Raw genomic sequence first — 21,143 nt, forward strand, 5'->3', positions numbered from 1 at the left:
GTCGAAGGGGGAGCTTCCGGGGTGTCTTTCCCAAGCTGGAGCTTGGGAAAGAGCGAAGTTCGTAGATTTAGACTCTTTATCTAATTTTTCGATATTCAACACAATGCCGGTTCCGAAGAGGGTGCGGTTGCTCGATCGACAGGCGTCGGCGGCAGGGCAGATTTTTGCTCCATGCAAAATCTGCATTCACGCCGTCCTTGGCGTTCGAGCCGCCGGCCGTCGAGCCTACACGGACGTATTCACGGCGTCCTGTCGGGCGAGTGACCGCACCCTCCGCTACCGAGAACTTTCATTTGCCGGGGCGATGGCTAGGCCTTCATGTTCTTCATGGTGAAAGATTTTTTATGATGTACTCGCCAATACTTTCACTGCCTCTATAACTTAGGAAACTACTCATAATCCGAAACGGGTGGGCAGGTGCATACTAAATGCCTATCGCCGTAAACATTGTCGATGCGTCCGACCGGCGGCCAATATTTGTCGTCGTGCTGATGATTGTCGGGGAAAAAGGCTTGTTGTTTGGAATAAGGCAGTTGCCAATCGTCCAATAGCAAGCGATACGTATGCGGCGCGTTATGCAGCAGATTGTTTTCAGGATCGGCCGAGCCGTTTTCGATATCGGCGATTTCTTGCCGGATTGCAATCAGCGCGTCGCAAAAGCGGTCGATTTCGCGTTTCGATTCGCTTTCGGTCGGCTCGATCATCAGTGTGTCGGCGACCGGGAAGGCCACGGTCGGCGCGTGGAAGCCATAGTCGATCAAGCGCTTGGCGATATCCTCGACGGTGACGTTGCTCGTTTTTTTAAAGCCCCGACAATCGATGATGCATTCATGCGCGACGAAACCGTTCTTGCCGGTGTACAAAATCGGATAATGCGGGGCCAGGCGATGGGCGATGTAGTTTGCATTCAGAATGGCGGTCAGCGTCGCTTTTTTTAAACCGGTCGCGCCCATCATCGCGATATATGCCCACGATATCGACAAGATACTCGCCGAACCCCAAGGCGCGGCCGATACTGAACCGATCGTGCCGTGTTCGTTTTTATATGGGTTGACGCCTTTGACGACAGGATGATCCGGCAGATAAGGTGCCAGGTGCGCGCCGACGCCGATCGGTCCGACGCCCGGTCCGCCGCCGCCGTGCGGAATTGCGAAGGTCTTGTGCAAATTCAGATGCGCGACATCGGCGCCGATTTTTCCCGGGCGGCAAATGCCTGCGAGTGCGTTGAAATTGGCCCCGTCCAGATAAACCTGACCTCCGGCGTCATGCACAATCGTGCAGATTTCACGAAAGGCTTCCTCGAACACGCCGTGCGTCGACGGGTAAGTGATCATCAACGCGGCCAACGTGTCACGATACTGTTCGGCTTTTTTGCGCAGATCGTCGATGCTGACATTGCCTTGTTCGTCGCAGGCGAGTACAACTACGTCGAACCCGGCCATCACTGCGCTGGCCGGGTTCGTGCCGTGTGCGGAGGCCGGAATCAAACAAATGTTGCGCTGCCCTTGACCGTTGACTCGATGATATTTACGAATGACTAGAAGGCCCGCGTATTCGCCTTGCGAGCCGGCATTCGGCTGTAGCGAGATCGCGTCGAAGCCGGTCAGATCGCAGAGCATCGCTTCGAGTTCGTCGAATAATTGCTGGTAACCGTGAGTTTGCGATAGCGGCGCGAACGGATGCAATGCATTGATTTCGTGATAAGAAATCGTTTGCATTTCGGTAGCAGCATTCAGTTTCATCGTGCACGAGCCAAGCGGAATCATCGAACGGTCCAGCGCGATATCGCGACGGGCCAAACGGCGCATGTAACGCATCATTTCGGTTTCGCTGTGATAGTTGCTGAATACCGGATGCTGTAAAATCGCATCGCTACGCAGTAATGAATCGGGAATGCAGTCGTCAAGCCGACTGTCCAGCGTGTTGATTTGCGGCAGGTCGACCGGTTGCGCCGCAAAAACTCGCCACAGGCTGCGAATAGTTTGGCGCGAGGTCGTTTCATCGAGCGACAGGCCTATCGTGTTGCCGTCGATGAATCTGAGATTGATGCCGGCTTCCTGGGCGTTGGTGACGATGCGTTTCGCACGGTTCGGCGTCTTGATCAAAAGCGTGTCGAAATAGCAGCGTGTTTCGATGGTGAAGCCGAGCTGTATCAAGCCTTCGGCGAGAATTCGGGTGTAGCGGCGTACGCGACCGGCAATCATACGCAGGCCGGCGGGTCCGTGATAAACGGCATAAAACCCGGCCAGCACGGCCGGTAATACCTGTGCCGTGCAAATGTTGCTGGTTGCCTTGTCGCGGCGAATGTGTTGTTCGCGGGTTTGCAGCGCCATGCGCAGTGCGAATTGGCCGTGTCGATCTTTCGAGACGCCGATGATGCGTCCGGGAACCGAACGTTTGTATTCGTCGCGCGTGGCAAAGAATGCAGCATGAGGTCCGCCGTAACCCATCGGTACGCCGAAGCGTTGCGAGTTGCCGACAGCGATGTCGGCTCCGAAGTGACCGGGCGGTTTGAGCAATACCAGACTAAGCAAATCGCAGGCGACCGTGACTAAAGCCGATTGCTTGTGTGCGCTGTCGACGATAGGCGTTAGATCTCGGATTTCTCCGGTTGAACCTGGGTATTGCACGAGTACGCCGAAGCAGGTTTGTTTATCCAGGTCGTTGAAGACATCGCCGACGACTAACTCAAAGCCCATCGATCCGGCCCGGGTTTTGAGGACTGCGAGCGTTTGCGGATGACAGTCTCGGTCTGCGAAAAAAGTGCTCGATGAACTGCCGGACAGACGCTTGGACATGCTCATGGCTTCGGCCGCAGCAGTCGCTTCGTCGAGTAATGAGGCGTTGGCTAATTCCATACCGGTCAAATCGATCACCATTTGCTGAAAATTCAGCAAAGCTTCGAGACGCCCTTGACTGACTTCGGCTTGATAAGGCGTGTAAGCGGTATACCAGCCCGGATTTTCGAGGACGTTGCGTTTGATTGCGGACGGCATCGAAGTGTCGTAATAGCCCATGCCGATTAATGAGGTTAAGACCTTATTGCGTTCCTTGATCTTGCGCAGATGTTCGATGACCGCTCTTTCGCTTATGGTTTCGGTTAGGCTTAACGGTTCGAGGTCGACGATATCCGCCGGTACTGCGGCACTGATCAAGTCTTCAATTTTATCCAGACCTAGGGCTTCGAGCATTTTTTTGATTTCATCGGGATTCGAGCCGATATGGCGGTTGATGAAGCTGCCGCGCATTTCCAATTGACTCAAAGCGGGGGCGGATGAGGACATGGCTAACTCCGGTGATAACGGTGGGGGACGAAAGGCAGATCGCAGACGGTGAGTTTGATTAGATTATTACGGATTCGTGTAAACAGTGTTGCACCGATGACGGCCGCTTCACTGTCAATCAAGGCTAGTGCGATCGGTCTGCCCAAACTGGGAGAAAAACTGCCGCTAGTTACGCGGCCTATTAATTGATCTTCGTTGTCGAAGACCGGCGCATTTTCACGAACCGGCATTTTGGCTTCGACGAGTAAGCCGGCGCGTTGTATTTCGGTGCCGTTTTGCATTTGGTTGAGCAGCGTGCCGGCTCCCGGATAGCTCTGATGAGTATTTTTGATCAACCAGGACAGTCCGGCTTCGATCGGTGTGGTTTTTTCATCGAGTTCATGCCCGTAAAGACTGAGCCCAGCTTCTAGTCTCAGCGTGTCCCTGGCGCCTAAGCCTGCCGGTTCGACTTCAGGGAAATTCAACAGAATTCGAGCCATCTTTTCCGCGAACCGGTTCGGCAGCGAGATTTCGAAGCCGTCTTCGCCGGTATAGCCGCTACGACTGATCATACAAGGTATGTCGTCTATTTCGGTACGACAGGCATGCATGAATTGTAAGAGGCAGGCTTCCGGTGCAATCTCTTGTAAAACGTGCGAGGCCGAAGGCCCTTGAAGTGCTAATAGGGCATGTTCGGTAAGTTCCTGTAATTGACAGTCGTTCGTCAGTTGTTTGCGCAAATGCTTAAAATCTTTTTCTTTACAGGCGGAATTGACGACAATCGTCAATTCCTGGCCGAGCCGAGTTACGACGATGTCGTCGATAATTCCGCCGTCCGAGTTTGTTAACACGGTATATTGCTGCCGGCCGGAACCGAGGCGGGAGATGATGGCCGGCGTCAGTTTTTCCAGGCCGATGGCGGCGCTAGGCCCCTTAAGCAAACATTGACCCATGTGCGAGATATCGAATAGCGAAGCCTTATTCCGGCAATGGAGATGTTCGTGAATGATCCCTTTGCTATACTGCAAAGGCATTTGGTAATCAGCGAACGGAACCATTTTGGCGCCTAATTCGATGTGTAGCCCGTATAGTGCGGTTTTGTGCATTGTGGTCACTGTCGGTAAAGATACGGTAGAGTAGGAGACCATAGTTTAACGCCGCCTTGCGTGTATAACAAAATTCGGTTTTCCGGGAATGGTGCCGTTTGCGACACTAAATTTAGATATACCCATCGTAGATCAAAATTCGGCGTCCTGTCGGGCGAGAGATGGCACCCTCCCTAGCCAAACTTTCATTTGTTGGGGCGATGGCGGGGTCTTCTTGAGCGTTAGGTTCTGGGTTTACGGCGTTCCTCGACAGGCATACCCCGCATACCTTGAATATGGCGAAATCCCTCAAACTGGGAATTACTGGGGCTACAAGTAAACTGTCGGAAATTATTTTCAGTAAGTGCTATAAAGGTCTATTTTTAGTAGAAGATTTTACGGTAATGAGATAGCGGGATGAATTGAGTGGCTAAGAAATATACACCTGAAAAATTAGTCAGCGGCGTGATCAATTTAGTCACGTTGCCCGAAATATGCCGAAAGATAAACCTGGTAATGGCCGATCCGGACCATAGTCGACAGGACATCGAGCATTTGGTTTCTCAGGACCCTGCTTTGACGATGAGAATATTGCGCATCGTTAATTCGTCCTATTATGCATTGCCTCGAAAGATCGACAGAGTCGATCAAGCGATATCGATTATCGGCGAGGACGATTTGAGCAATCTGATACTGGCGACCTCTGCCACGACGGTACTCAAGCGTTTAGCCAATCCGTTGATCGATTTTCAGGAGTTTTGGAGGCATAGTGTCGAATGCGGCTTAATGGCTCGAGCCATTGCAAAACAGTGTCATCATTCTGATTGTGAAACGCTATTTACCTCCGGTTTATTGCATGATGTCGGAAAAATCGTTTTGTACTATCAATTGCCTGAATTGGCTCGCGCGGTGTTAGATGAGTCGAAAATGACCGGTTGCCGTATCGAAGAGGCGGAGCAGCGTTTATTGTCGTTTAGTCATGCCCAAGTCGGCGGTGCCTTAGCTAGAGCTTGGAAATTACCCGAAATTCTGTGCCGAAGCGTTGCTTTTCATCATCAACCCAATCAAGCGGAAGCATTTGCGATTGAAGCCGGCATGGTGCATATCGCGAATATTTTATCGAACCGCCATGGGGCCTTGTCGGTTGATTCGAGTAAAGCTGAAATCGAAGATCTAGGTTTCGACCCGCAGGCTCTCGAATTGACCGGCTTGAGCATGAAAAAGTTGCTCGAGACTGTCGAGGCGGTGCAAGAACAAAGCAAGGAAGTTCAAACAATGATGTGCTCAGGCACCTGATCGTAATGTCAAATACCGGAAAGTTAGTATTCTCATTACCCATCGACAAGTATTACAAAAACAGGTAACAGGTTATGGATAAACAGGAACTCAATATCTTATTGGTCGAGGATAATCGTGTTTATGTCGAGCTCATTAAGAATACGTTGGAAAATGAGACGGGTTACCGTTTGACGATTGCTGAAAATTTGCAAAAAGCGCGCGAGTGCCTTAATGATAAACATCCCGACCTTATGTTGATCGATTTTTTTCTGCCTGATGGTTTGGCAACCGATTTACTTTCCGGTCATGTCGATCATTTGGATTGTCCTGTTGTGATTTTGACCGGGCCGGACGATGCTACGCCGGCGATGCATTCGATGAACGCCGGTGCTTGGGATTACTTGGTCAAAACCGAAAGTGCCTTAGCGGATATAACCCATGTGATTAGACGGGTCATGCGCGATTGGTTGCATTTTCTTGAGAAAAAACAAGCGACCGATATGCAGCAGCGTCTGATGTCAATATTGGAAGCGACACCCGATATGGTGGCTATTTTCGATGCAGACTGTTTCGCTCAATATATGAATTGCGCCGGTAGAAAGCTATTGGGGTTTAGTCAAGATCAAAATTTATCCGAGTTACGCTTGACCGACTTTTACCCGATTGAATGCGCGAAAATCATTCGTTCCGAAGCGATTCCGAATGCAATTCGCAAGGGGCAATGGTGCGGTGAAACCGAGTTGTTGACGCGAAGTAAGGATGCGATACCGGTATCCCAGGTTTTACTTTCGCATTTTGGGGAATTTGGCGGCGTTGCTTTTTTTTCCACGATCATTCGCGATATCAGCGAATATAAAAGAGTTCAGGAAAAAATCGAGTTTTTGGCCTATCATGATTCATTGACCGGCTTAATCAATCGAACACAATTACATAATGAACTCGAGCGAGAAATTGCAAGGGCGTTGCGGCATAATGAAACAGGCGCGGTTTTGTTTATCGATCTGGATCATTTTAAAAAAATCAACGATACCCTGGGCCATCTTGCCGGCGATTCAGTATTGATGCAGATTGCATTGGCATTAAAAGCCAATGTCCGCCGCGATGATGTCGTGGCAAGATTGGGCGGAGATGAGTTCATTATTATTTTGAGCGGATTACCTATCGACAAAGCAAAGGCGGCTGAAAAAGCGGGAGAAATCGCCGAAAAATCCCGCCAGGACATCGCTAAGATTATTCATGCCGAAAGCCACAGAATTCAAGTGACTGCGAGCATCGGTATTGCATTATTTCCGTTACTCGAAGGCGGTTCGCACGAATTGATTCAACATGCCGATACTGCGATGTATCATGCTAAAGCGCAAGGTCGCAACGGCATCGCTTTTTACAAGCAGGGTATGAGTGATGCGGTGAGTCGGCAATTAAAGCTGGAAGTGGCATTGCGCAAAGCGATCGAGGAGCGCCAGTTTCGGCTTTATTATCAAGCGCAAGTCAATATCGACAACGGACAGGTCAGCGGTGCTGAAGTGCTGATTCGTTGGAATCATCCCGAACTGGGTATTATTGCCCCCGATGAATTCATTTCGGTATTGGAAAGCAGTGCGTTGATTTCGATTGTCGGTCAATGGGTATTCGAAACCGCCTGTTACCAATTGGCTCAATGGGTCGCTGAAGGTATTTGGAAAGACAATTATCATCTTTGCATCAATATTAGTCCGCGCCAATTCAGAGATACCGATTTTACCGCCGGTATAGAACGAGTCGTGAAAAAAACCGGGGTACCGGCGCATTGCCTGGAAATGGAAATTACCGAAAATATCGTAATTTACGATTTGGATAAGGCCATAGAAATTATGCGAGATCTTCATGGTTTAGGTATTCGTTTCTCGATCGACGATTTCGGTACCGGATATTCGTCGTTGCGCTATATCAAACGTTTGCCGGTGAATGTTCTGAAAATCGACCGAACTTTCATTCAGGATATGTGTACCGAAAAGGATGATGCGTCAATCGTCGATACGATTATTGCGATGGCGAGGCATATGGGATTGGAAGTTGTGGCCGAAGGGGTTGAAACTCTGGATCAACTCGAATTGCTCAAATCGTTGGGATGTCCGAATTATCAAGGGTACTATTTTAGTCCGCCGGGCACGGCCGACGAATTCAAGCAATTACTGCTAGCCGCATAGAGCCTTTCAAATGGCTATGTTCGCGTTAATAGTTTAAGCATTTCTATTGCCTGCTAAGCAAGGCATTTCAACCATCGGAACGATATTGATAAAGGCTGTAGGGGTACGCTACGCGTACCATAGTAGCACCACATGAGTTTAACGTGCCCTCATGCGTAAATGCTTCTGGCAACGTTGGCATCGAGGCAGCATGAACGCCCTAAAACGCCTAAAACCTAAAAAGAGCAGTTGAAAGCTTCAAACTAGCGTTCGCCCTGAGCCCTGTCGAAGGGTGAACGGTAGTTTGAGGCTTCACCAACCCTGTGTAAGTGTTGTAGACTCTTCATGCTTCGACTTGGCTCAGCACGAACGGTCTACAACACTTACCAACTGCTCTTTTTAGGCTAAAAGCTAAACCGTACCATCCGCGCCAAACCAGTGTCTCGGTAGGCGACTGGCGGATGGCAAGAAGTTCGACGCTGCATACGGTACTCAATAATGCCAGGTTGAAACGACGCTGGGGATTATGGCTTCCATCGGATTTTGTGACCACCTGAGGTCACTGGGTTCAACCGCCGAATGCGGAAAACCTCATGTCCGGTGGTGTGGGAGAGGTAACGGGCGCAACCCCGTTACACCGACCCTGTGTAGGTGGGTAGATTCAATCGCGCAATCGAAAATCTATCGCCAAGCGCAACGAAATACAGCTATCAATGTGTCAAATTATCGGGCTCGAACACCGCTTCTATCGTAGGTGCATCGATAATATTATCCAGCCATTGCTCTAATTCACTTCGACTTGCCTGTGCAATTCGATCATCCGCCCAAGCGGGTAAGGTTTTGAACCGGCGGGAAATCTGGCGCCGGAGCGTATTTTGCTCCGCCTCCAACTTTCCTTTTTCTATGCCCTTTTCCAAGCCTTTTTCCAAGCCTTTTTCCAAGCCTTTTTCCAAGCCTTTTTCCAAGCCAATACGTTCCACACTTGATATATATTGCATTTTGCCATGCTCCTCGAGTTCATGAATATTTTGCCACAATTGCCGTTCCAGCTCTTTCGACAGTCTCATCATCCAGTCGATTACCTGAAATAGATCAATGACACGCTGCTTGTCCCAACCCCGCTCATAAAGCAAGCGTATCAAACGCCATTTGGCCTGAAAGCGGAAACTATCATCTCCGCGCGTTTGTTGGGTTAGAATTTGGGCCGCCGTCACGATGGCAAACGGATTATGGTCGGTCAACAAAGCTTCCAAACGATCATGATAATCGGTAATTTTGGCGACGGGAAACCGAATCGTAGTTTCGCTACCTAGCACACTATAGCCGAAACGATCGGGCTTCCAACCGGGGTTTTCGTCCGCCAACACTGCCAAACTTGCTACGGGACGATCATAACGGTCGAAAATCCGGTAATTATAGGTAAACATCCGCTTGGCAAATTGCATTTGCTTAGTACCCTGCACTTCGACATGTATGTAGACCCATTGCTCATCGCCATCGAGCAACGTCACTTGGACCAATTTATCGACGAAGCGTTTCCCTAATGTCGCATCACGAACGACCGCGCGTAATTCTTGATCTAAAAACGTATAGGCCTGATTCCAATCGATTAGATTCGCGGCATCCGCAAAATAAAACGCCATGAATTCCGGAAAGTAGCGCTCGACGGCTTCTTTCCAAGGACTATCGTATTCGTCCGGAGCGGATTCGGTCATAACGCTAAAATTCAAGTGATTCTTGGAATGGTTATTTTACGCCTATTTGGGTAAAAAACATCAAGCGAACCCCGCAAACGGCAAGAAAACATGTCGGACGGATTAATTAAACCCGTCCGGCGGAAGAATCTGCAACATGGTGAGAAACGATGGATTTTGGCTTCCGCCTCTACTCATCCTACGCAAAATTGACCATGCGGGATGAATTTCGCAGTAGGATAGTTAGCAGCGAAGCAGAAACCCATCATGGGAACTGTTTTTTGCTTCGCGAAGCTTGAGCTTCGCGTACGGGTTTCCCAAGCAGGAGCTTGGGAAACAGCGGAACGACGAGCGGAGGACCGTGGGAACCGGAAAAAACGCCTTTGTTACCAGCATTCCGCCACCGTACCGGTTCCCGTTTCGCCCCTTACTCCCGTATGCGTAAGCGATAAGGTTCCGCAAAGTGGATCGGTATGGGTGCCGGTTGGCGCTGCATGCAGTGTGAAAGTTGCCGCCGTGGCAGCATTAATGGTTATGTTATAAAAATTCGCGGTCTGAGCGGGAATGCTATAAATTCCGGATGTGCCGGTATCATTGGTGGCTTCGCCACAAGTGTTGGCGCCGCCTGCTCCGCCGGCGTCACAATAACTATTCGTCTCGGTAAAATGCCGCTCCATGGCATTAGCCAAGCCCAACAAAGACGCTTTCGCATCGGCCCGTCGGGATTTTCTCACACTGTCTTGATAACTTGGGTAAGCAATTGCGGCCAAAATACCGATCACGGCAACAGTGATCATTAATTCGATTAGCGTAAAACCTTTTGTGGTTTTCATAATATTCAATGACTCTCCTCATTGGTTATAGATCATTGGGCCCGCCAAATTTCCGCGATTCTCGGCGGATTGGTCGTATTGGCGTCGACTAAGAACTTGATACGTTGACCGATTAAACTCTCAAAACCGGAACGGCCTATGAGCGGCCGAATCAACATATCGTTCGCGCTGTTGTCTGTAGTTTTTTCATGCCAGACGACTTCATTATCGATTTGATAAGTCTTTCCGTCGATATTGAGCATGCTCTTGCCCCTTTCAAAAGCCATGACCGTTCCGGAGAATTGTTTTGAAACGTCTTCGGCGTTGACCGCCGTCGTCCACGATGAAAGAAAAATAAAAACGATTGCCAATGTATGAGTTGTTAATTTCATTTCCAAGTACCAAAAAAATAAAGGTTTGTATTCGTACGTTTTCGGCTGAATTTTAAAGAAGCATTACAATTTAGCCGGCTCTTAAGCCAATCCAGGGACGATGCGCGAACGCCCGTCCCGAATGAGATTAACGCAGTTGCCGCCAAGATTGCCTTCCTGAACCGCCTTCGACCGACTCCAGTGTCGTTTCCAACTCACCGGTCGAGCCACTGGTGTATTTATACTCGACTTCGCCGGCACCGACTACGCCGGGCGATTTGATGATACCGACTTTTGATTTTTTCCCTGAGGCGGATAATGCCTCGTCATTTTCATCGATTTCTCCATCCTCATTGGTATCCAACAAAGTCACCATGTCTTCCAAGTTGATATAGCCGTCGCCGCTGATATCGAACGGCGTCGTATCCAGGCGGTTACCGGTTAATGCCTCTAATTCCATCAACCAACTATCGCCGCCAGACCCGCACGGCGATTCATCGGGAATCAACGTAACGAAAATAATGCGTCCGGCTCGCAACAAGGCTTGACTGACGACACGTTCGCCTGCCGGGGTATTCAGGGGAAAGGCCAAATCCATATACCACCCTTGTTTAGTGCTTAGATAGTTTGTCAGATCGGTGACATTTTTCGTGGTCACTCGGACATCGAAATCACCGAAAACGCCTTCGACGATGATTTCTTGTTGCTGCAGATCGGCTCGTCCAGAGACCGGATTATCATTGCAATTACCGGTAGCACCCGCCGCCTTGACACAAGAGTCCCTTATTCCATAAAACGTCTGCATTTGTGGGTTCACAACCGAATTGTCACCTGTTTCAAAATATTTACCGGTACCGAAATAAATCATAGTTCCACCGTTCGGATGCAACCCGGCTTGCGGTTTCGCGGTGATCGGTTGCACAGAGCCGCCGGCATCTTTCGCAACAAAAAGAGGCTTGGGGGTGTTTCCTTGCTTGAATCCATAATCCCAATTATTCGGACTGCTGTTACTGACATCGAATTTCCATAAATTGCCATGCAAATCGCCCGCATAAATGGCATCGACGATACGATCGCCGTTCACATCGATCGCGATCGGTGTCGATAAGCCGTTCGGATTGGCGGCACTGCCGACACCGGTGTCAAACGATTTGATCAAGGCTCCGGTTTTGATATCGACGATATACAAAACGGCTCTATGGTTCGCGCTGTTATAGCCGTTGCCGAAAACGGCCGCGAATTGGTCGTTGGCCATTCTGACGATCGAGGCTTGTCCTAAGGTAAAGCCGAGATCGGCAAAACCGGTCGTGGTGGCGTTAATTTCCCAGAGGACGCGATTCGCCGAAAAATTGGCTTCAGCAGTCTCATAAGTACTATCCGATGGACTCAAAAAAGTCGTGTCCAAAGCAAAAACTCCTTTGCCGCCCGCACCTAAGGTACCGACCAACACATTGCGCCATTCCTTGGAACCGTTATTGTCGGCATCGAAATAGGCATCGCCGGCGATCGGCGAACCGTCGACAAAATATTGGTGGTTGTAGTTCGGGTCGGTTAATGAAGCCAACTTGTTGTCCGAAAACAACGTATGCGGTACATAGGCGAAGACCTCATTGCCGGCATTGGTACCTATGACATTGGCGTTGAAGACATGCAGCATACCGGCGTTGCCGCCGATTGCAACTAGCGGCGTTCTGGCCTTGTACGCGGCGCTGTTACGATAAGTCAGATAAGTCTCCCCTTCGGTACCGGATAATAAGCTGTAACCGAAATTGATATCGCCGATGAACCAAGGATCGGAATTGATTAAATCACCCAACAAGCGGTTCGTTCCGATACGGTTTCGAAACGTGCCGCCGTTTTGTAATTCCTGGCTTTGATCTCCGCGCAGGTAATTGACTTGTAGCTCACTTAATTGGGCCTGCTGGGTTGCGTTCAAGTTAACATGAAAAAAACCAACCCCTCCTGGAATACTCGGATTGTAACTAAATATCGATCGTCCGACCGAGCCTTGAGCGGTCACTTGTTGCCCGGCATCCCACTCGGGAGTCGAATTTACGCTACCGTTCGGATTGATCTTGAATGCCAAAAACTGGCCACTCCAATCGCGGCTATCGAATTTGGCTTGATAGACGACGGTGTTGGTGTCCAGGCGGGTCGAGTTAGTTGCAACCGAGGCCGATGAACCTTCGGTGCGGGCAACGATGCTGCTTAAAACGTCACTAAGCTCCGTAGCAAATGTATCCGGGTCGCCGGCGCTGAAAAAACCGCCGCGACTGTTGACGCCGACATGAAGCAAATCGTCGATATTTTCAGTAGTACCCGTCGTTGAAGGCGCCGGCCAATTGATTTCGGTGCCGCTATCAATGGCATCGAAAGCATCGCTGGCGCTAATGGTGCCTTCCACGCCAAGCCCTACGCCAAAAGTTACCATGTGCTGCCAAAATGCCGGATTGATTGTTGAAACAGGTACCGAGTTGGCAATATCTGTCCGTAAATCTCTCTTCCAGTAATGCATCGCCACATCGGCCAAGGTGTTGCTGTGCGTATCGGTAAAGGGCGAAACGGCCGAATAGGTAAAATCCAAGGCATTACCGTCTGGGTGGGAGATGGTCGGGCCATCGGTGCCGTCGTTATTGTTCCGAGCATCGGCTGTACTTGCCTGAGCGCCATTCCAAAAACCATCGGTCATTAATATCGAATAGCTATGGCGGCATTCGAGGTGGCTACCGGACGATTCCCCCACCGTTGCCAAGCCCGGGGTACTGCTCCAGGGACCTTGAGTATCGTTACGCGAAAAATATTGCCCGGCCGAGTCCAAAGCTCTTCTGAGCGGCGTGCCGGAAGTAGGAATGGGATGGTTGTACAAATTGGTGAAAAAACTTTGACGAGCAGTGCCGGTAAAAGCCCTGACTCCGTTAATAAGAGTATCGGTGTCCACCCCGTCTATTGAAGTAGATTCCTTATTAATGGCGCCAAAACCAACGCGCATATTTTCGCCTTGTTGCGCGAAAGCCCTGCCGATACCTGCACGCGCTGCCAAAATACGAGAACGGTAATAGGTAAACCAATTGGCAAAATTTTGACGTTCTTCCAATACGGTTCGTATGATCGTATTACTTCCATCTGTCCAAACAAAGCTGGCAACCGCAGTTTCGGCGCCGCCGTCCAAATCCTGTTGAAAACCATTTGTTCCTCGAATTTGATATTTAATGTAACTGGTTACTGCCGCACGATTACCGGTACCTTTATAACGATAAAACGTAATCGGCCAAAATGTTTGGTTGCACGGCGGCCCACAAGTAAACCAAGCATCCCATTGATTATTGTTTGTAATGTTTCTAAACCAGTTGGCCGATAAGGTTTGCTGAGCGGTTAAGTCCAGGCTCCCGCGTGTCGTATCGGCCGGGTTGTACCATGCTGCTGCCGGGTTCGCCAACGGCCAAGAAGCATTGTTTTCATCAACCCAAGGAACATAATTGATTAACGGATTGTAAAATACCGTATTATTTTCTGCCGATCGGCTGAAAGTGTTATGAATATTGTTATCATTAAAATCCGGGACTTGATTTGCGTAAACCGCAGCGCCGTAAAGATTAGCCGGCCTAGGAAAGGTGTAAACGGTAAAAAACATCGTTTGATCCGGCATATGCTCCCATTGCATCGATCCCGAGTCGTCCAAGACAAACATGATATTCGGATCGACGCTGGACATCAGAAACAACGGCGTTTGCGCAAGGTCTAAATCCGCTCGGATCGGCATCGATAAAAGTAAGCCGAATAATAGTCCCAATGTCCAACATAATAACGATCTTTTATAAATGCCAATCGTAACGTTCATGATGCTTTTCCCTGCCTTGTTAAGACAAGACCTGTCTAAATAAAAATTTCATAGGGTACGCATCGCGTACCATTTTCAAAGGGTTGCGAGTTATCTATCCTAAAAAGGTACGCGATGCGTACCCTACAGAATATCAATAGACCCAAGGCCTATAATATGTAAATCCACGTTCCCTTATACCGGTTTTCTGCTAACTGTTTGCCGCTTACCACTTACCCAATCCAAGCCTTCAACGCTTGTAAGTCGACTGAACTACCACGACCGCCGTTTCTGTTCCGCCGACACCGCGCGCGGTGACGCGGTACATTTCGCTTTGCCCGAAAGAGCCGGCATCGAGGCTATCGCCGCTGGCGACATTGGCCATGCGTTGGATAACGTAACGTGGGTCTTCTGCGGCTTGATCCGAAGCGGCGGCATAAGTTGCGGTATTGTTTGTCCAGCTATCGTAAGTTCCGGGCGGATTGCCGTTGATGGCATATAAACCGTCGGTTCCGGCTTGCGTGAAATCCGGCAGTGTCGCCTGGGTCAAAATGTTTTCGCCCGCTCTCAGTGCCGATTCCGCCGCTTGAAAAGCTATATTTCTATCGCGCATGTTGCCGGCCATTTTTTCCTCGAGGCCGGTAGTTTGCATCGCGGTCACGCCGACGATCGTCAGCAACAAGAGCATGATTAAGCTGATTGCGAGCACTGCCCCGGATTGCTTGCCCGGCCGATTCGTGTCCTGCATGACGCATAACCGACTTGGATGACTCCATTTATGACTAACTAACTCGGGCCGGACGGTTTTATTCGATTGCAGCCGCGTTTGCCGTTTCGACAGCAAGCGTTTGTCGGTCGAGTGAATTATCGTGCTCATGGCTTCATCCCTCAAGGCAAGCGGTTACGCACCGCTATCGTGCTGTTAAAAACCCGCCTCAAGCGCCGGTCCGCAGGTGTCACGGTTGCGCCGTTATACGTGTAGTCTACCGGTTGCGCGGTTAGGTTATCATCGATGGATCGGGCCAATAAACTGATCCTAACGCTGACGATATTGGCCCAATTACCGACATTATTGGCCGTGACATATTGGTTGGCCGCTCTATCTTGATTCGTGTCTTCGCCGTAAAGTACCTGTATGTTTTCAATTCCTTCAACATACTCCAACGGATTAGTAGCACTGGCTATTCGTGTGTTATCGAGCCGCCATAGTGCGGGTTGGCCGCTGGCTCCAGGCCTAACAAAGTAAGTATGAGAGTTAAATAACATCAGCTCCGCATCATCCTGATAGGCTTTACTCAAAAAGTTGCTGGTATTGACTGCATTGGAATGCGCTACTGTTTGAATAGTGCCGCCTGAAGACGCTGACGTTGCTCTGAAAATATCTGTACCAGTGCAATCTGAAATCATTAATACGCTTCCCGTAGTACATTCGCCAGAAGCGCCACCGCAAGAAGAAGCTGAAATTCCGCAATTGTTGGGTGCCGTAACCTGTATATTTGCGTTTTCAGCAGTCATATTTCCTGTTAATTGCGCATCACAAGATTGCCCGTATTCCAGGGTCAAAATATCCGTTCCAGAGGTTGGTGCTAAAGCGACCATTGTTGCAGATAATGTTGGTGACCAAGTGCTAGCTCCAGCGTTATGGCCGTTTACCGCTGTCGCACTCGAAAATATTGTAATAGGCGGTTGGGCGTTAATATTGGGAGTAATGGACGAAAGTGAGCCGCAGCCAGTGTATCCGCTCATCCGAGTGTCGTGTCCGATCAGTTCCAAAGCATACCGCCCGTTCTCTTGAAGCCTGGAAAGCCCTTCCTGCATACGATAGGTTTGTTTGGTATTAACGAAAATCTGTAGGACCCCGCCAAGTAAAAATGCGCCGATCAACAGCGAAATCATGATTTCGACCAGCGTCATGCCGGTTTGCGATGCTTTTTGACTCGAATTGCGGCAATATTTCGCAGAAACCGGATAACCAAGGTTATTAAGGGTTTTTGTGTCGGATACAGCTACACCGGTTTTTTTCCGGATGCCCGCAGGCCGAAGTAAATTCGTTTTATTCATAACATTAGCTCGGTTTCCGTATCGAATGATTTAACGGATCTCTATCTTTTAGAGGTCGTAAGTACTTGACTATAAATGTATAAACCAGTTTCATCGTGCATATTCACGACATTTATCGAAGCTCAGTTCAAGTTACGCACCACGATTGTTATGCCGGTGTAGCCCGGATGAAGTGAAGCGAAATCCGGGAAGGGGCGCGGAAGATCCCGTATTCCGCTACGCTTTATACGGGCTTCGCGCTTCAAATTGCATGGTATGCAGGGAAGCCTTGATTTAGGGTCGTAATGTCGTTACGAAGCGTTGATCCGATGCACCTGACCTGTTGTCGTCCCACCAAATCTTGACAGCATAGGTCGTGCCGTTGCCGTCGCAAGCCGGGGCTGCCGATGTTCCATCTTCTGAGCTGCTATCGATACAGGCCACGCCGACTCCCCCGGGCAACTGATCGGCTAGCGCGGCATTCCATTGTGCGATGTCATAGCCTGCCATTTGGGCCGGCGTACAGGAGTTTGCCTCGCAATCGTTCGCAGAGGTCGCTCCGTTGTCGTAATTGCCGTTGGTCAACGCTACCCGGTTAACCCGCATGCGATCCGCCATGTCGTATGCCAATTGTGTCGCTTGACTGCGATGATAGGCGCTTTGGTTGTTCCGAAGACCGATTGCCTGTATGCCTGCAAGTCCCAATAATCCGATCGCTAAAACGATCATGGCGATAAGGACTTCGATTAGGGTAAAACCCTTTAGTTTCTTCATGGTCATGGCGAAGTACAAGAAGTTAAGTCGGTATTATCTTCTTTTTCGGGAATACTGTTATTGTTGCTGTCAATACCCATTCGAACTCGACCGACACGATTCACAATGATCAGCCTTGAGGTGTTGGGTTTCGGTAGATTACTGCCGTCTCTATTATCGCATAGGGCAAAACTGCCAATGTTGTTGCTGGTACCGGAAGGATCGAAACGAATAAAGTTAGTAAAGTTATTATTGCCTCTTAAAATGTAGTTTGCCGGCAATGCTTGGTAAACTCTAAGTTCAATATCAGTGCCGGAATCAAATGTATTGGTCTTTGCTATTGTTGATCTGTCGATATCGACAAAAACATGCCAGCCATTTTCCCAATTGGCACCGGTTTTTCTTACAACGATCGGTTGACCGCGTTTAATTGCTTCGCTTCTTGCTAAATTGAGGGATGTAACGAATTCGTTAGCAATGGTTGTCAACCGGTTACTTCGAATCGTTTCCATGAAACTCGGAATCCCCAGCGTCAATATAATCGCTCCGATCGCAATGGTCATCATGAGTTCGATTAGAGTAAATCCAGTGTGTTTCATTAATTGTTCGCCAATAACCGGCAATGTCTAAAAGTAACTTCAGTCCCCCGCAATTATCGTTCCCACGCTCTGCGTGGGAATGCCTGAGTACCGCTCCAGCGGTACGAGAAGCTAGAGCGTTTCGGTCTTCATTCCCACGCTGGGGCGTGGGAATGATAGGGGATGTGAATAATTACGTCTAAAATGCTTGCCTCATGAAATGTTGGTACTAAAACTAGTCTATTTCTTGCAAAATGTCTGTGAACTTAAGCATAAATCGGTTTGTTGATGAAAAACCGATGCTCGGTATCGGCAATTCTTCTAAACGCAAAAAAGGCATCCCGACGTTAATCGGAATGCCTTTTGGTTAGGCTGGATTAGCGTATTCTGATTATGCAGTGGTGCGATAGTATTCGATCGCTGCCGCAACGCCGCTACCGGCTTTGATATCGAAGCCGTTATCGAGCAAGGCCATTTCGACCCCGGCGATGGCGCCGAGCATCGATACATCGTTCATGTCGCCGACATGGCCGATGCGGAACACCTTGCCCGCCACTTCGTTCAAGCCCGCACCCAGAGAAATATTATATTTGCTGAAGGCAGTATTTATGACATCGCGCGCATCTTTGCCTGCCGGAACGACGACCGCCGAAACGGTATTCGATTCGAAGCCGGGTTTGGCGCACAGTTCAAGACCCCATGCGGCAATCGCTTTTCGTGTGCCTTCAGCCAGGCGGTAATGGCGCGCATAAACGTTTTCGAGACCTTCTTCGAGCAGCAGGTCCAGGGCTTTGCGCAGTCCGTACAGCATCGGGATCGATGGCGTGTAAGGCGTGTAACCGTCTTTGTTGCTGGCTAGTTGGTCTTTCAGGTCGAGAAAGGCGCGTCTGCTTTGTGCAGTATCGCACGCGGCTATCGCTTTTTGACTGAATGCGACCAGGGCGGCGCCGGCCGGTAGCATGAAGCCTTTTTGCGAGCCGCTGATCGCGCCGTCGACGCCCCATTCGTCCATGCGGAAATCGATACTGGCGATCGAGCTGACGCCGTCTACGAACAACAATGCAGGGTGTCCGGCTGCGTCCATTGCTTTACGAACGCCACCGATGTCACTGGTGACGCCGGTTGCAGTTTCGTTGTGCGTGGCTAGAATGGCTTTGATTTCATGTTGGCTGTCTTTTTTTAGGCGCGCCTCGAGATCGTCAAGCGGAATGCCTTCGCCCCAAGGTCTTTCGATGACAATGACTTCGAAGTCCAGGCGTTTGGCCATTGCGGCCCAGAGATGGCTGAATTGACCGAAGCGGTAAATCAAGACTTTATCGCCTGGGCTCAAGGTGTTGGTCAGGGCGATTTCCCAACCGGCAGTTCCGGTTGCCGGAAAAATGAAGCTATGTCCGGTTTCGGTTTTGAAGACTTTTTTCAGGTCTTCGAGCAAGGGTTTGAAAAGCTCAGGGAAGATCGGTGAACGATGATCTTCGCTGGGGACATGCATAGCACTGAGAACTTCGTCGGGAATATTTGTTGGACCTGGAACATATAAATGATTACGGCCTGCCATGGTTTATTGCCTCTTTGAATTGAATGGTGAAAAAAGCGGGTTGATTCGTTTCGGGTGGGGCGTTGTTCCGGGAATTGCCGGTATTGCATTCGAGATATTGCAAATTTGCCCATTTTCGCTACGGCAACTGCATTGTAACTATTCAATCCCCGGCAATTATCGTTCCCACGCTCTGCGTGGGAAGCCTTAAGCACCGCTCCAGCGGTACGAGACGCTAGAGCGTCTCGGTCTTCATTCCCACGCTGGAGCGTGGGAATGATAGGGGGATGTGAATAATTACACTGTATTAATTAAAGAACGATGGATGAGTATTTCGATATCGATTCGTTGCCCTAAAAACGAACGCTAAAGGGCTCAATATTGCCATATTTGCAGTTAATCGGCAAGCGTCGGTTGCTGGATGTTGCGGGCAGCAGCGGCGAGTTGAGAAAGTTAAAATTGACAATATCGTTGCCAAAAGTACAATGTCCGATTTATTTTGCGCCCGGTTCGGGTCAAATTTAACCGAATCGAGGGTGACTTCGCCCAGCAAAAAATTAACATATTGAAATAGGAAGATACAATGAGCCACACCTTGTATGAAGCGTCCGTGCAACGCGTTCAGCGCTGCGAGCTTGCTGTTCCGGGGTCGAATCCCGGTATGTTCGAAAAAGCGTTGAAAAGCGGTGCGGATTTCATATTTTTGGATCTCGAGGACGCCGTGGCGCCTGACGATAAACTGCAAGCCCGCAAAAATGTCATTGAAGCGATCAACGATTTGGATTGGAAAGGGCACGGCATCACAATTTCGGTGCGCATCAACGGCTTGGATACGCAATACATGGTCCGCGATGTCGTCGATCTGGTTGAGCAAGCCGGTCATAAACTAGACACGATTCTGATCCCGAAAGTCGGCGTTTATGCCGATGTTTACATGGTCGAGGCGATGGTCAATCAACTCGAAATGCAACAAGGCTTGAAAAACCGCATCGGCATCGAAGCCTTGATTGAAACGGCATTGGGCATGGCGAACGTTGAAGATATCGCCCGCAACGGCGCATCGGGGCGTTTGGAAGCGTTGCATTTCGGTGTCGCCGATTATGCGGCCAGCAACCGGGCAAGAACGACTAATATCGGTGGATTGAATCCCGATTATCCGGGCGATCAATGGCATGCCGCGATCAGTCGCATGACGGTCGCGTGCCGCGCCTTCGGTCTCCGTCCGATCGACGGTCCGTTCGGAGATATCAACGATAAGGACGGTTATAAAGCCGCTGCAAGGCGCGCTGCTGCATTGGGCTGCGAAGGCAAGTGGGCGATACATCCGTCTCAAATCGAATTGGCTAACGAAGTCTTTACGCCGCCGGTGGCTGAAATCGAAAAGGCCGAGCGTATTTTGGCTGCCTTGAAAGAAGCCGCCGCGCAAGGTAAGGGCGCCGCTGCGCTGGACGGGCGCTTGATCGATGCCGCGTCCGAAAAGATGGCCAACAATGTCGTCAAGGCCGCCGAAGCAATTGCCGCAAAAGGCCAGTAAGGAATATGCACAAAATAACTTCTACAAGTAGTAGGCTTTGTGGCGGTTTAGTGACTCGCTTGACAGGACGCCGTGAATACGTCCATGTAGGCTTGACGGCGGAATCTGATTGCCATGGATGGCATGAATGCAGATTTTGCAGGAGCAAAAATCTGCCTTGCCGCCGACACCTGTCAATCGAGCCGCCAACCCCCCCTTCCAACAGTTGTCTAAGTTATT

The 21,143-nt window shown here is 49.8% G+C and carries 15 protein-coding genes; 3 read left to right on the top strand and 12 right to left on the bottom strand.

The annotated features are described in order from the left end of the window. The 3 genes from ACRJJO_RS17215 to gcvT all read right to left on the bottom strand — a co-directional run. The coding region (locus tag ACRJJO_RS17215) for a hypothetical protein (protein ID WP_431066874.1) at window positions 1-186 on the bottom strand (186 nt) is incomplete at its 3' end. A 203-nt stretch (window positions 187-389) separates the two neighbouring features. Next, complete coding sequence (gcvP, locus tag ACRJJO_RS17220; RefSeq protein WP_431066875.1) at window positions 390-3,284, bottom strand: aminomethyl-transferring glycine dehydrogenase; 2,895 nt, start codon at window positions 3,282-3,284, stop codon at window positions 390-392. A 2-nt stretch (window positions 3,285-3,286) separates the two neighbouring features. Beyond that, window positions 3,287-4,369 (bottom strand): glycine cleavage system aminomethyltransferase GcvT, encoded by a 1,083-nt coding sequence (gene gcvT, locus ACRJJO_RS17225; RefSeq protein WP_431066876.1) that lies wholly within the window; start codon window positions 4,367-4,369, stop codon window positions 3,287-3,289. A 405-nt stretch (window positions 4,370-4,774) separates the two neighbouring features. Between gcvT and ACRJJO_RS17230 the strand changes: the two genes are divergently transcribed. Next, window positions 4,775-5,644 carry an HDOD domain-containing protein gene (locus ACRJJO_RS17230; RefSeq protein WP_431066877.1) on the top strand — a complete coding sequence of 290 codons (870 nt, stop codon included), beginning with the start codon at window positions 4,775-4,777 and terminating at the stop codon, window positions 5,642-5,644. Window positions 5,645-5,718: 74 nt separating this feature from the next. Continuing rightward, entirely contained in the window at window positions 5,719-7,812 is a 2,094-nt protein-coding gene (locus ACRJJO_RS17235) for an EAL domain-containing response regulator (RefSeq protein WP_431066878.1), read from the top strand. Window positions 7,813-8,501: 689 nt separating this feature from the next. Here ACRJJO_RS17235 and ACRJJO_RS17240 read toward each other — a convergent pair. From ACRJJO_RS17240 to ACRJJO_RS17280, 9 genes are all read right to left on the bottom strand, one after another. After that, window positions 8,502-9,521, bottom strand: a complete 1,020-nt coding sequence (locus ACRJJO_RS17240) for an Rpn family recombination-promoting nuclease/putative transposase (protein WP_431066879.1) — start codon at window positions 9,519-9,521, stop codon at window positions 8,502-8,504. Between the two features lie 350 nt (window positions 9,522-9,871). Beyond that, window positions 9,872-10,318 carry a type IV pilin protein gene (locus ACRJJO_RS17245; protein ID WP_431066880.1) on the bottom strand — a complete coding sequence of 149 codons (447 nt, stop codon included), beginning with the start codon at window positions 10,316-10,318 and terminating at the stop codon, window positions 9,872-9,874. Window positions 10,319-10,350: 32 nt separating this feature from the next. Beyond that, window positions 10,351-10,689 carry a hypothetical protein gene (locus tag ACRJJO_RS17250; RefSeq protein WP_431066881.1) on the bottom strand — a complete coding sequence of 113 codons (339 nt, stop codon included), beginning with the start codon at window positions 10,687-10,689 and terminating at the stop codon, window positions 10,351-10,353. 127 nt (window positions 10,690-10,816) lie between these two features. Then, window positions 10,817-14,506, bottom strand: a complete 3,690-nt coding sequence (locus tag ACRJJO_RS17255) for a pilus assembly protein (RefSeq protein WP_431066882.1) — start codon at window positions 14,504-14,506, stop codon at window positions 10,817-10,819. 229 nt (window positions 14,507-14,735) lie between these two features. Then, window positions 14,736-15,362 (bottom strand): pilus assembly PilX family protein, encoded by a 627-nt coding sequence (locus ACRJJO_RS17260; protein ID WP_431066883.1) that lies wholly within the window; start codon window positions 15,360-15,362, stop codon window positions 14,736-14,738. A gap of 11 nt (window positions 15,363-15,373) precedes the next feature. Next, entirely contained in the window at window positions 15,374-16,546 is a 1,173-nt protein-coding gene (locus ACRJJO_RS17265) for a PilW family protein (RefSeq protein ID WP_431066884.1), read from the bottom strand. A 273-nt stretch (window positions 16,547-16,819) separates the two neighbouring features. Next, a complete protein-coding gene (gene pilV, locus ACRJJO_RS17270) occupies window positions 16,820-17,299 on the bottom strand; it encodes a type IV pilus modification protein PilV (RefSeq protein WP_431066885.1) in 480 nt (159 codons plus the stop codon). A 2-nt stretch (window positions 17,300-17,301) separates the two neighbouring features. Beyond that, window positions 17,302-17,901, bottom strand: a complete 600-nt coding sequence (locus tag ACRJJO_RS17275; RefSeq protein ID WP_431066886.1) for a GspH/FimT family pseudopilin — start codon at window positions 17,899-17,901, stop codon at window positions 17,302-17,304. A gap of 346 nt (window positions 17,902-18,247) precedes the next feature. Then, entirely contained in the window at window positions 18,248-19,411 is a 1,164-nt protein-coding gene (locus ACRJJO_RS17280; RefSeq protein WP_431066887.1) for an aminotransferase class V-fold PLP-dependent enzyme, read from the bottom strand. A 562-nt stretch (window positions 19,412-19,973) separates the two neighbouring features. On the opposite strand from ACRJJO_RS17280, the gene ACRJJO_RS17285 reads away from it, so the two are divergent. Continuing rightward, window positions 19,974-20,924, top strand: coding sequence for an HpcH/HpaI aldolase/citrate lyase family protein (locus ACRJJO_RS17285; RefSeq protein WP_125218352.1), 951 nt, complete (start codon window positions 19,974-19,976; stop codon window positions 20,922-20,924). Window positions 20,925-21,143 lie beyond the last annotated feature (219 nt).

This window comes from Methylotuvimicrobium sp. (genome assembly GCF_050611805.1).
Classification (GTDB): domain Bacteria; phylum Pseudomonadota; class Gammaproteobacteria; order Methylococcales; family Methylomonadaceae; genus Methylotuvimicrobium.